8 protein-coding genes are annotated in these 13,083 nt (G+C 71.4%); 2 read left to right on the forward strand and 6 right to left on the reverse strand.

Annotation, left to right across the window (positions count from 1 at the left end):
- Positions 1-108: 108 nt before the first annotated feature.
- From ATL45_RS06170 to ATL45_RS06185, 4 genes are all read right to left on the reverse strand, one after another.
- Positions 109-1,470: an MDR family MFS transporter gene (locus ATL45_RS06170; protein WP_246025184.1), complete on the reverse strand. Its 1,362-nt coding sequence runs from the start codon at positions 1,468-1,470 to the stop codon at positions 109-111.
- A gap of 17 nt (positions 1,471-1,487) precedes the next feature.
- On the reverse strand, positions 1,488-1,676 hold the full coding sequence (locus ATL45_RS06175; protein ID WP_093149908.1) for an MbtH family protein: 189 nt from the start codon (positions 1,674-1,676) through the stop codon (positions 1,488-1,490).
- Complete coding sequence (locus tag ATL45_RS06180) at positions 1,673-8,812, reverse strand: non-ribosomal peptide synthetase (protein ID WP_121505302.1); 7,140 nt, start codon at positions 8,810-8,812, stop codon at positions 1,673-1,675. The genes ATL45_RS06175 and ATL45_RS06180 overlap by 4 nt, the downstream gene beginning before the upstream one ends.
- Positions 8,813-8,904: 92 nt before the next feature.
- Entirely contained in the window at positions 8,905-10,248 is a 1,344-nt protein-coding gene (locus ATL45_RS06185) for a GNAT family N-acetyltransferase (RefSeq protein ID WP_093149902.1), read from the reverse strand.
- Between the two features lie 264 nt (positions 10,249-10,512).
- On the opposite strand from ATL45_RS06185, the gene ATL45_RS06190 reads away from it, so the two are divergent.
- On the forward strand, positions 10,513-11,436 hold the full coding sequence (locus ATL45_RS06190; protein ID WP_093149897.1) for a DivIVA domain-containing protein: 924 nt from the start codon (positions 10,513-10,515) through the stop codon (positions 11,434-11,436).
- A 12-nt stretch (positions 11,437-11,448) separates the two neighbouring features.
- Positions 11,449-11,820 carry a hypothetical protein gene (locus ATL45_RS06195; RefSeq protein ID WP_093149892.1) on the forward strand — a complete coding sequence of 124 codons (372 nt, stop codon included), beginning with the start codon at positions 11,449-11,451 and terminating at the stop codon, positions 11,818-11,820.
- A gap of 51 nt (positions 11,821-11,871) precedes the next feature.
- Here ATL45_RS06195 and ATL45_RS38745 read toward each other — a convergent pair whose 3' ends face one another.
- Together ATL45_RS38745 and tenA are read right to left on the reverse strand one after the other, a co-directional pair.
- On the reverse strand, positions 11,872-12,024 hold the full coding sequence (locus tag ATL45_RS38745; protein ID WP_170210176.1) for a hypothetical protein: 153 nt from the start codon (positions 12,022-12,024) through the stop codon (positions 11,872-11,874).
- Positions 12,025-12,183: 159 nt separating this feature from the next.
- Positions 12,184-12,894, reverse strand: coding sequence for a thiaminase II (gene tenA / locus ATL45_RS06200; protein ID WP_093149888.1), 711 nt, complete (start codon positions 12,892-12,894; stop codon positions 12,184-12,186).
- Positions 12,895-13,083 lie beyond the last annotated feature (189 nt).

A 13,083-nucleotide genomic window follows, 5' to 3' on the forward strand; every position in this document is an offset into this window, starting at 1 on the left:
ATCTCTCACAGCCTGTCGGCGAATGCCGTCCTCGCCTTCATGAGCGGCGGCAGCCGCTTGCATCCGCCTGAGCAAAGCGACCGCAGAACGAGCTCGTCAGACAGGCCTTCAGCGAGCCGCGGCGACGGGTTGTCGCGCCGGCTCGATCTCCTTGATGCGCAAGGCAAGGAACATCCCGATCAGCGCGAATCCGGCCGACACCAGCATCGCCAGCTGGTAGCCGCCCAGGCCCGGCGCAGCGGCCAGCACGCACGCGGTGAGCGCGACGCCGAGCGCGGAGCCGACCTGCCGCTGCACGTTGAACAGCGTCGACGCACCGCCGGTGGCGGACTTGCCGATCGTGCTGAAGGCGATGACCTGCAGCTCCGCCGATGCCGCACCCACGAAGAACCCGGTCAGCAGCTGCACGAACGCGGCGAACCAGAGATCCCCGGCGCTGACCGCGTTGAGCAGCGCGAAGGAGATCGCCGCGCCGAGCATGGCGGTCGCGATCACCCGGCGCGGCCCGAACCTGCGGTGCGCCCAGCCGACGAGCTGGGAGGCGATCATCAGCCCGATCGCCTTCGGCAGCGTCACCAGCCCGGTCTCCCACGCCGACGCGCCCAATCCCTGCTGGAACATCAGCGTGAATCCGTAGAGCGTGCCGAGGAATCCGGCCACGCACGCGAACAGGATCAGGCTCGCGCGGCGGAACGAGGCGTCGCCGAACAACCGCAGGTCGAGCATCGGTTCGCGGGCTCTGAGCTGGGTTCTGACCAGCAGCCCCAGGCAGATCAGCCCGGCGAGCCCGGCGGCCCAGAAGTGCGGTGAGCCAGGTCCGGCGGGCGCCACCGATTCCAGCGCGTACATCACCAGCCCGAGACCCGGTGCGGCCAGCGCGAAACCGAGCAGGTCGAAGCGCTTCTCCCGGGCCTCGACGTGCTCGGCCAGCAGCAGCGCGCCGAACAGCAGCGCCAGCCCGCCGACGGGCAGGTTGACGTAGAAACCCCACCGCCAGGTGAAGTTCTCGACGAAGAAGCCGCCCAGCACGGGACCGAGCGCCGGGGCGACGGCGGTCGGCAGCAGCAGCACGCGGGACAACCGGATCCGCTGTTCCGGCGGATAAGCGCGGAAGAGCATCGTCAGCGCGACGGGGCTCATCACGCCGCCGCCCGCGCCTTGCAGCACGCGCGCGAGGATCAGCTGCGGCAGATCGGCCGCCAGCCCGCACAGCGCCGAGGCCAGCACGAACATCCCGAAAGCGCTGAGGAACACGCGTTTGGTGCCGAACCGGTCGCCGAGCCAGCCGGACACCGGGATGCACACGGCGAGGCTGACCAGGTACCCGACGTTGATCGCCGAGGTCGCGCTGGCGGGCACCGCGAACTCCGCGGCGATGGCGGGCAGCGCCACGTTGACGATGGTCGCGTCCATGCCGTTCATGAACATCGCCGCGACGTAGCAGACGCAGACCGCTACCTGAGGACTCACCTGGCGAATCATCGCGATCAGCGCGCGGGCCGCATGTCGGTCCAGTTGACCTCGATGTGGTCCACGCAGGACGCCCGGTCGGCCGGGCCGTGCGCGACGGTCCACCCGGCGGGCACCGCGATCGCCCGCGGCCACAGCGAGTACTGGTCCTGGTCGTTGATCAGGGCGTAGTACTCCGCGGCCGGATCCTCGAACGGGTTGGTCATCGTCGTGCTCCTTCGGTGCTCACCCGGTCCACCTCGCCGAGTTCCCGGTCCACCACCGCGGCAATCTCGGCCAGCGGCCCGGGCTGCGTCATGTCCTTGTGCTCGCAGGCGATGTCGTGGTTGCGGACCGCGCCGCCGACGTAGGGCTGCCACATCTGCGCGGTCAGCGATTCCTTGGCCGGGTTGACGGTCGCGGTGAAGAACAGGACGTCGCCGCGGAACTCGGCGTGGTCGGCCTCGTTCTCCAGCACCGCGCAGTTGGCGAAGTTGTCGATGATCGCCGTGATGCTGTGCGGTTCGAGGTTGGCCAGCGCGCTGCCCTCGGCGGACAGGATCGTCATGACGTCCGCCCTGGTCAGCGGCTGATCGCCGAGCTCGGCGAGGTCGTAGCCCGCCATGTAGAGCAGCGCCTTGAGCGCTTCTTCCTCGGTCGGCAGCTCGTCCCACACGTCCTTCGGGTAGGAGTCGAGCATGCCCAGGAACCGCACTTCCTCGCCCTGCTGCTGCAGGTGGGTGCTCATCTCGTGGGCGACCACGCCGCCGAAGGACCAGCCGAGGAAGTAGTACGGCCCGTGCGGCTGGACCTGCCGGACGTGTTCGAGGTACTCGGCGGCCATCTCGTGCAGGCTGGCCGCGACCGGTTTCGGCTCGGCGAGCCCGCGCGACTGGATGCCGTAGATCGGCCGCTCGTCGTCGATGTGCTTGAGCAGCCCGGAGAACGGCCAGGCCAGCCCGGCCGCGGGGTGCACGCAGAACAGCGGCGGCTTGCTGCCCGAGGTGCGCAGCGGCAGCAGGATCTCCAGCGCGTCCCGGCCGCCGCCGTCGTGCAGCCGCTCGGCCAGGCCGACGACGGTCGGCGCGGCGAACAGACTTCCGACGTTGATCCGCACGCCCAGCGCGTCGCGGATGCGGCCGATGAGCTTGGCGGCCAGCAGGGAGTGCCCGCCGAGGTCGAAGAAGCTGTCCTCGGTGCCGACCCGCGGCAGCCCGAGCACCTCGGCGAACAGCCCGCAGAGGATCTCCTCGGTGGGGTTGCGCGGCATCGTGTTGCCGACCGCTCCGCCCAGGTCCGGCGCGGGCAGCGCGCTGCGGTCGAGCTTGCCGTTGGGCATCAGCGGCAGCGCGTCGACGAACACGACCGCGGCCGGGACCATGTAGTCCGGCAGCGCGTCGGCCACGTGGCGGCGCAGCCCGGCGGCATCGCCACCGCCCACCACGTAGGCCACCAGCCGCTTGTCGCCGGGGGTGTCCTCGCGGACCACCGCCGCGACCTGCGCGACGTCCGGGTGCTGGGCGAGCACCGCCTCGACCTCGCCGAGCTCGATGCGGAAGCCGCGGATCTTGACCTGGTCGTCGGCCCGGCCGGCGAAGTCCAGCGTGCCGTCGGAGCGCCAGCGCACCAGGTCGCCGGTGCGGTACATGCGGGAGCCGGGCGGCCCGAACGGGTCGGCGACGAAGCGCTCGGCGGTCAGGCCCGGCCGGTTGAGGTAGCCGCGCGCCAGCCCGAGGCCGGAGACGTAGAGCTCGCCGACCACGCCGGGCGGGGTCGGCTGGAGCTGCGCGTCGAGCACGTAGAGCCGGGCGCCCGGGTCGGGCACGCCGATCGGCACCGAACTGCCCACCGCGTCGGGATCGCAGTCCCACAGCGTGGAGTTCACCGTCGCCTCGGTGGGGCCGTAGCAGTTGAGCATCCGATGTTCGCGCGCCCAGCGCAGCACCAGGTCGGAGGGCACCTTCTCGGCGCCGCACAGCAGGGTCGCCTCCGGCGGGAGTTCGGTGTCGGCGGGGAACATCCCCATCATCGACGGCCCGATGGCCAGGTGCGTGACCCGGTGGCGGCGGGCGTACTCGGCCAGCGGCTCGCCGGGCACCCGGCGGTCGGCGGGCACCACGACCAGCGTGCCGCCGCTGAGCAGTCCCATGCACATCTCCCAGAACGCCACGTCGAAGCTCGGCGAGGCGAACTGCAGCACCCGGCTGTCCGCGGTGATGCCGACCCGCTCGGTCTGGGTGGCCAGCAGCTTGGCGATGCCCCGGTGCGGCACGACCACGCCCTTCGGCGTGCCGGTGGAGCCGGAGGTGTAGATGACGTAGGCGGCGTCGTCCAGCCGCGGGGTCGGCAGCTGCCAGCGGCCCTGCGGACGATCGTCGCAGCTCAGCAGGGCTGTTGGCAGGTCGGCCGCGAGGTCGTCGGTGAGCACCAGGCGCGGCGCCGCGTCGTCGACCATGTGCCGCAGCCGGTCCACCGGGTACTCCGGGTCCAGCGCCAGGTAGGCGGCTCCGGCGCGCATCGCCGCCAGCAGTCCGATGATCAGCTCGGGCGAGCGGGGCAGCAGCACGCCGACGATGTCGCCGGGCCCGACGCCGTGCTCGACCAGCAGCTGCGCCTGCTCGGTGACCCGCCGGTCGAGTTCGCGGTAGCTGAGCTCGACGTCCTCGAAGATCAGCGCGGTCTTGTCCGGATCGCGTTCGGCGCTGCGCGCGAACAGCTCGGGGAACGTCCCGGCGGGTTCGACCGATCCGACCGCGTCGCCCCAGGCCAGCACCCGCTGCCGCGCATCCTCGCCGAGCACGTCCAGGCGGCTGATCGGCGTCGCCGGGTCGGCCACCGCCGAGGTCAGCAGCTGGACGAACCGCGCGGCCAGGTCGTCGACGGTCTGCCGGGTGAACAGGTCGGTGCTGTACTGCACCAGCCCGTCGACGCCGCCGTCGGCGCGTTCGCTGAGGCTGAACGCCAGGTCGAACTTCGCCGCGCCGGCCGCCGCGGTGTCCACAGCGGTCTCCAGGCCGGGCAGTTCGGCGGCGACCGCATCGGTGGCGCCCCAGTAGGCGAGCATCACCTGGAACAGCGGGTGCCGGGCCAGCGAGCGCGCCGGGTTGAGCGCTTCGGCGAGCCGTTCGAAGGGCAGCTCGGCGTTGTCGAAGGCGGCCAGGTCGGCCTGCCGGACCCGGTCGACCAGCTCGGCGAACCCGGGCTCGCCCGAGGTGTCGGTGCGCAGCACCAGGCTGTTGACGAAGAACCCGACGAGCTCGTCGAGAGCGTCGTCACCACGACCGGCCACCGGCGACCCGATGGGGATGTCGGTGCCCGCGCCCATCCTGGTCAGCAGCGCGGCGAGCCCGGCCTGCAGCACCATGAACACGCTGGCTCGGTGTTCCCCGGCGAGCTGCCGCAACCGCTGGTGCAGCTGCGCGTCGAGCCCGAAGCGCACCGCATCGCCGCGGTGGCTGGCCACGGCCGGGCGCGGGAAGTCGGTGGGCAGCTCCAGCTGGTCGGGTAGCCCGGCGAGCGCGCCGCGCCAGAACTCCAGCTGCCGACCGGCCGGCCCGGCCGGATCGGACTCGTCGCCGAGCAGTTCCCGCTGCCACAGCGCGTAATCCACGTACTGCACCGGAAGCTCGGCCCACTCCGGTTCCGCACCGCGCAGCCGCGCCGCGTAGGCGGTGGACAGATCGCGCACCAGCGGCCGGATCGACCACTCGTCGACGGCCACGTGGTGCAGCAGCACCAGCAGCACGTGCTCCGAGCCGGTCTCGAAGAGCACCGTCCGCACCGGCAGCTGCTTCGCCAGGTCGAAGCCCTCCCGCGCCGCCTCGGCCACCGCGGCGTCCACATCGGACACCACCCCCGCCGCAGCCGTCCCGTCCTGGGAGGTCCCCAATTTCAATTGAAATTGGACGTCTGATTTCAATTGAAATTGCGCATCCCCGACCCGCGGAAGGTGAACCACGGTCAGCTCCGGAACGGTGTCGAGCACCTCCTGACGCGGTTCGCCCAGCTCGTCCGGGAAAACCGTGCGCAGGCTCTCGTGCCGCCGCACGACATCGCCGAGCGCGGCGCGCAACGCTGCCACGTCCAGCTCACCGGACATGCGCAGCACCAGCGGCAAGTTGTATGTGGCGCTGGGGCCTTCCAGCCGGTTGAGGAACCAAAGCCGTTGCTGCGCGAAGGAAAGCGGGATCCGCTCGGGTCGCTCGACGCGCCGCAGCTCCGGTCGGCGATCGACCGCGCCCAGCTGCTCAGCGAGGCCGGCGACCGTCGGGTGGTCGAAGAGGCTGCGGATGGTCAGCTCGGCACCGAGCTCGCTGCGCACCCGCGCCAGCAACCGCGCTGCCAGCAGCGAATGCCCGCCGAGCTCGAAGAACCCGTCGTCGATGCCGACCTCGCGCACCCCGAGCACCTCGGCGAACAACCGGCACAACCCGGCCTCGACGTCGTTGCGCGGTTCGCGGCCGCCGGCGTCGCCGCCGAACTCCGGCGCGGGCAGCGCCCGCACGTCGAGCTTTCCGTTGGCAGTCAGCGGGATCTCGTCCACCGGCACGAACGCGGCGGGCACCATGTACCCGGGCAGCCGCGCCGCCAGGTGCGACCGCAGCTCCGCAGCCTCCGCGGTGCCCGCGGTGTAGCCGACGAGCCGCTGATCGCCGGGCTGGTCCTCGCGCACCACCACCGCCGCCTGCCGGACCCGCGGGTGCGCGGCCAGGTGCGCCTCGATCTCGCCGAGCTCGATGCGGAACCCGCGCACCTTGACCTGGTGGTCGGCGCGGCCGAGGAACTCGATGCTGCCGTCCGGCCGCCACTTGCCCAGGTCACCGGAGCGGTACATGCGGGTGCCCGGCGCGCCGTGCGGATCGGCGACGAAGCGCTGCGCGGTCAGGCCGCGCTGCCCGAGGTAACCGCGCGCCAGGCCCTCCCCCGCCACGTACAGCTCGCCCACCACTCCGGGCGGCACCGGCTGCAACGACGAATCCAGCAGGTAGACCCGCAGATCCGGGATGCCGCGGCCGATCACGCTGCCGTCCCGCCGGGCCACCAGCTCGCGGTCCAGCTCGACGTAGGACACGTGCACGGTGGTCTCGGTGATCCCGTACATGTTCACCAGCTTGGGCAGCTGCGGGTGCCGCTCGTACCAGTCGTCCAGCCTGGACAGTTCCAGCGCCTCGCCGCCGAAGATCACCACGCGCAGCGCCAGCTCGCCCGCCGGGTCCTCCCGGTCGGCCTGGCTGAGCTGGTAGAACGCCGAGGGCGTCTGGTTGAGCACGGTCACCCGCTCGTCGACCAGCAGCCGCCGGAACTCCCGCGGCGAACGGCTGACCTCGTGCGGGACCACCACCAGCCGGCCGCCGTGCAGCAGCGCGCCCCACAGCTCCCACACCGAGAAGTCGAAGGCGTAGGAGTGGAACAGCGTCCAGACGTCGTCGCCGCTGAAGGAGAACCACGGCTCGGTGGCGCGGAACAACCGGACCACGTTGTGGTGCGGGATGGACACGCCCTTCGGCTGTCCCGTCGAGCCGGAGGTGTAGATGACGTAGGCGGCGTGCTCGGCGGTCAGCGGCCCGCGCTCACCGGCCTTGGGATCGCGCTGCGAGTGCCGGGCGATCTCGATCCGCGCCGTCGGATCGTCCAGCAGGACCCGGGTGATCCCGGCGGGCAGGTTGGCCGAGTGCTCGGCGTCGCTGATCAGCACGCTCGGCCGGGCGTCGCCGACGATGTAGGCGATCCGCTCGGCCGGGTGCCCGGGATCCAGCGGCAGGTACGCCGCGCCGGACTTGAGCACCGCGAGCAGCGCGACGACCAGTTCCGCTGTGCGCGGCAGGGCCAGCGCCACCAGCTGCTCGGGCCCCACGCCGAGGTCGATCAGGTGGTGCGCGAGCTGGTTGGCGCGCGAGTTGAGTTCCTCGTAGGTCAGCTGCTGCGCGCCGAAGGCGACGGCGACCGAGTCCGGTGTCCGCCCGGCCTGCTCCTCGAACAGCTGCGGCAGCGTCGCGGCGGGCAGCTCGGCGGTCTCGGCGATCGGCGCGTTCCACTCCTCCAGGATCCGGATGCGCTCCTCGGGCGAGAGCAGGTCGATCCCGCCGACCCGGGTGTCGCCGGAGCACTCCGCGAAGTGCCCGAGGAACCGCAGGAAGCGCTCGCGGTGCGCGGCGAGCTCGGCCTCGCCGTAGCGGTCCGGGTTGGCGTCGAACTCGAACCGCAGCTGCCCGTCGTCGTGGTAGACCGCGACGGTCAGGTCCTCGACCGGCCCGGCGGCGATGTTGTGCACGGTGGCGGGGCTGTCGCCGAACCGCAGGTCGTAGTCGAAGGCCTTGATGTTGAGCATCGGGCCGAACAGCGGCCGGTCCGAGCCCAGCAGCTTGAGGTCGCGGCGCAGGTCCTCGGCGCGCGTGCGCTGGTGCTTGCGCAGCTCCCGCACAGCCTTGCCGACCTGCGAGATCAGCTCCGCGCGGGTGGTCGCGGCGGTGATCCGCAGCCGCAGCGGCAACACGTTGACGACCATGCCCGGCACCCGCAGCGCGACCGAGCCGAGCCGGCCCATCACCGGCAGGCCCAGCACCACGTCGGTGGCTCCGGTCATCCGGTGCAGGTAAGCGCCGAAGGCGGCGATGAGCGCGTCCGGCCAGATCGTGCGGCTCTCCTCGGCCGCCGCGGCCAGCGCGGTCCCGGCGGGCGACTCGGCGGGCAGCCTGCGGAAGTCGTGCGCGGTGGGCCGCGAGCTGCCGGTCAGCGACACCACGTCCGGCCGGTCGGCGAACCGCTCCTGCCAGTACCGGGTGTCGCGCTCAGCCTTCGCCGACTCCCGGTACTCCTGCTCGTCGGCCAGCAGCGCGGTCAGCGAGCCGAACGGCGACGGGCCGGGTTCCTGCTCGCCGTAGAGCTCGGCGACCCGGCGGATGAGGATCGAGAAGCCGTAGCCGTCGATGGCCACGTGGTGGATCCGCTGGTACCACCACCAGCGCCGCTCACCGAGCTTGAACAGCGCGGCGCTCCACAACCGGCCGGCCTGGCCGCGCGTGAGATCGACCGGCTCCCGCAGGTCGGCGCGCATCCACGCCATCGCCCGGGCCTCGGGGTCGGCGGCGGTCGTGCAGTCGACGACCGGCAGCTCGAACTCGGCGGGTTCCTCGACGACCTGGCCCAGCTCGGCGCCGTCCTCGCAGATCCGGATGCGCAGCGCCTCGGTCTCGGCGACCGCCTGCCGCAGCGCGGCGGCGAACCGCGCGGGGTCCACGCAGCCGTCGATCGCCACGCGTTCGGCGGTGTTGAAGATCGGGTTCGCCCGGTCAAGCTGCTGTGCGAACCAGATCCCCGCCTGCGCGGCCGACAGCGGCAACAACTGGTCAGCTCGGCCCGGCATCGCTCTCCCCACGATCAACAAAGCAAGTAAGGCTTACCTTAGTTATCTGTGGATCGGTAGTACAAGGACCCCGGGCCGCCGAAGAAGTGGGCCTACTCACCGCGCTCGAAGATCATGAGCGCCGAGTTCTTGTTCGGCAATCCGATCTCGGCGGCCCGGCCGAACCCGGCCTTGCCGAAAGCGCCCACAGAGGCCCCGTTGTGCACGTTCGGCTCGGCCACCACGCGCCGGCACTCCCGGTCGGCCGCCAGCAGCCCCCCGGCCACCGCCCGCAGCAGCGACGAGCCGACGCCGCGCCCGATCGCGTCCGGCTCACCGATGGCGATGTGCACGCCCAGGTCGTGCGGGTCGTGCGAGTAGCAGCGCGCCAGCTTGTCCCGCTGCACCCGGTAGAGCTCCAGGTAGCCGACGTCGCGCCCGTCGAGGCCGACGATGCACGGCACCGAGTGCTGCCCGCCGAGCTGCCCGGCCAGCTCCTCGCGCCACTGCGCCAGCGGCCACGCCTGGTTCCAGTTCACCGCGACGTGCTCGGCGTTCATCCAGCGCTGCACCAGCGCGACGTCCGGCCCGCCGTCGTCGCCGACGACCTCCACCGGCCGCAGCGACCAGCCCTCGCCCAGCACCGGAACCGGGACCCCGGGCGCGGGCGCCGCGCCCGACCACAGCGGGTTCGGCACCTCGAACGGCACCGGCCGCACCTCCACCCGGCCCGAATCCGCCCGGTAGCGCAGGCCGGAACCGTTGAGCGCGGCGAGATCGGTCAGCGTCGGGCTCGTCAGCCAGCGCTCGACCAGCCATCCGGACACCGGGTGCGCCTCGGCGACGCCGCCCAGCCACGTCCGCAGCTCCGCGAGCAGCTCCGCCTCGTCGACGACACCGCGCCGCCCCAGCAATCCGATGACCGCCAGCGGTCCGCGCGTCAGCAGCTGCACCGTCGCGGCGGCGACATCGCCCTCCCACCCCAGCACAGCGGGCAGCAGCCGCCCCTCGACGTGCGCGGCGAGCCAGCGCCGCGCCTCAGCCGCGTCGGACACCGAGCGAGCCACCGCGATCAGGTCGTCGGAGAGCGCGATCGGGTCGAACTCGCGCCTCGGCAGCGCGTGCAGCAGCCAGTCGACCAGCGAACCGGCGTCGGCGGCGTTGATCGGCGCGTCGGGCAGCGCGCGAGCGCGCGCGTCGGCGGAGCAGGCCGCGGCGATCAGCGCGGGATCGGCGATCGCGACCGGCTCACCGGCGTCGTCGAGCACGCGGATCGGCCCGAAACCGTGCGCGCCCGTCACCGAGCTGTACACGACGTCGGTACCCAGCGGCACCGACCCGATGGTCAGCCGCAACGGCCCCTCGACGACCGGGGTGTGCGTCTCGGCCAGCCATCGCCGCAGCAGCGCCGACGCGCGCTCGTGCGACTGGCCGGGAAGGTCGACTCCACTCGTCACGCAATGCTCCTCGAACCGCGGATCCGTGAGCGGAGCCTAACCTAACCACCGGGCTCGACGGCAGTGCTGCGGAACTCCCTGGTCCGGGGACGTGCACTGTGGACGAATCGGACCGTCGTCACGGAGCGCAAGCAGGACGCGCGGCCATTCGATCATCACTACCTGATCCGGTGATGATCGTTGTGTTTCGCTGGGCGAACGCCGACCATCACCCCTACTCTCCGACCTATCGAATCGGCCCACCGCCCGGAGAGGAGTTCACCCATGGATGACACCGACTCCGTCGTTCCGCTCCGGCCGGGATTCGACATCCAGGTCCGCGGCTTCAACCGCAGCCAGGTCATCGACCACATCGAGCTGCTGGAGGACCAGCTGCGGCTGGTCACCATCGACCGCAACGAGGCCGCGCAGCTCAACAGCGACCTGCGCGAGCTCTGCGACACCACCCGCCGCAGCCTGAACTCGGCCGAGGAGCGCCTCCGCCGCATCGAGTCCTCCGACACCGGCCTGCCCGCCGCATCGCAGCGCGTGCAGAACATGCTCTCGATCGCCGAGGAAGAGGTGCAGACCCTCCGCGACCGGGCCCAGCGGCAGGCCGAGATCATCCGCGGCACCGCCGAGACCGAGGCGCGCGAGCTGATCGAGGAAGCCCAGCGCAACGCCACCGAGCTGCGCGAGGAGTGCGGCCGCCTGATCTCCGACGTCGAGGAGCGCCGGGCCCGGCTGCACCGCGAGCACGACCAGAAGGTCAGCGAGCTGCGCACCCGGGAGCACCGGATGCGGCAGAGCATCCGCGACGAGTACAAGCGGACGATCGCCGCCGCGCAGGAGGAGGCCGACGAGCTGATCGCCCGGACCCGGCGGCAGTGCGGGCAGTGGGACGCCGAGACCGAGCAGCTCCGCCTGGAAGCGCTGGAGGAGATCCACACCCAGCAGCGCCGCCTGGAGGAACTGCGCGCCGCGGTGCTGTCCTCGATGGACCAGACGCAGCGCACCCTCAACGCCTCCATCGCCGAGCTCAGCGCGCACCCGCCGGCCACGACCGGGGAACCGGAGCCCGAGACCCAGCTACCGCTCCAGCTGCCCTCGCAGCGCGAAGACGTGCAGACGTTCCTCATCCCCCTCGACGGTCAGCACCACAGCACCAACGGTGCGACCCCGCAGCCAGGACCCGTCCGACAGAACTGATCGGAGCATCACGTGGAACTGCTCGTGCTGATGTTCGTCTCCGGTTTCGCATTGGCGACACTGATCTTCTGGCCGCTGCTGCACCGCGCGAACCGCCAACTCGGCGAGCAGGAATCGGCCCCGCGCGGCAGGCACGCGTTGCGCACTCCGGCACCAGCGCCCCCGACGGTCACCCGCCGGACCACCGCGCCGCAGCCCGCCGAACCGGAGCGGCCCGCCGCCGAGGAGAAGCCGAGCGAGCCCGTCGCACCGGTGCAGCGCACGGCGGAGCCCACCGAGCTCCCCGAACTGCCGACCGACCTCTACGAGAAGCACTTCGAGGCCAAGTTCAACCGCTCCCGCCAGCGCCTCGCCCGGCTCCGCACCGAGATCAGCAAGGACTAGCGGCACCCCGCGCGGCAACCCGGAACCACCGGTTCCAACGACTGTTAATACTCAGTCGTCGGAGCCGGTGGTTTCCGCTTCCAGCTCGCGCACCCGGAGCTCCAGCTCCTGCTGCTCGCGACGGCGGTCGGCGACGTAGAACGGCGCGGCAGCGAGCACGGGCACCAGCATGCCGAGAAGGACGATCACAAGCGAAGTGCCCACGACGCTGAAACCCCGTTCAACCTGGGAAGATTCCATGCCCGAGTGGGCGTGTCGCTGAGCACATCGCTCCGGATCCGGATATTCGTTAGCGGCCGGGACTGTGCCGCGGATCACATTTCCGGCGCGCGCTTTCCATTGTCCCGCAACGGCTTTCGGTTCCTACCCGAGGAACTCGGCGGTCGGCCAGGCCTCCTTGGTCCACGCGCTGTTCCAGAACAGCCACTCGTACTCGGTGGCCCGGGTGAACGCGGCCAGCATCCGCTGCCGCGTCGCGTCGTCGGCGCTCGCGGCGACCCGGTCGACCAGCTCGCGGGCGGTGAGCACGGCGGCGGCGAACTCGTCGTCGGCGTAGGTCTGGATCCACGCCCGGTACGGGTGCTCGGCGAGGTCGCCGGTGGACTCCAGGATCGTGGTGCCCACGTGCTGGTACACCCAGAAGCACGGCAGGATCGCCGCCAGCAGCACCGGGTACGGCTCGGTCAGCGCGCACGCCCGCAGGTACGAGGTATAGGCGAGGCAGGACGGCGAGGTGCCGATGCCGTCGATCTCGGCCTCGGTCAACCCGAACTCGCTGACGTACCCGGCGTGCAGCCGGCGCTCCTCGACCAGCGCGCCGTTGGCCGAGCCGGACAGGAACGCGGCGTCCTCGGCGTTGTCCGCCCGGGTCGACGCGGCCGCCAGCGCCTGCGCGAACCCGACCAGGTAGCGGGCGTCCTGCACGATGTAGAAGGCGAACACCTCACGGTCCAGGCTGCCGTCGGCGAGCCCGGTGTTGAACGGGTGCTCGACGATCGCCTGCTGCAACCCGGCGGTGTGCTCCCAGGCCTGCGCGCAGAAGCCGTCGGCGGGCGGTGCGGGCAACTTGCTCATCTGACTCCTCATCTCTCGGGATGCGATTTCAATGGAAATCAGATGTCTGATTTCCATTGAAATCGCGGAAGTCGCCCACTGACCCCGGCGCGTCGCGTCACGACACGCCGGAAGTCCGCAACTTCCATTGAAATCGGAGGTCTGATTTCCATTGAAATCGCGTGAAGTGCGCGCGCAGCCCGGTGGATC

Source organism: Saccharopolyspora antimicrobica, assembly GCF_003635025.1.
GTDB classification, from domain to species: Bacteria; Actinomycetota; Actinomycetes; order Mycobacteriales; family Pseudonocardiaceae; genus Saccharopolyspora; species Saccharopolyspora antimicrobica.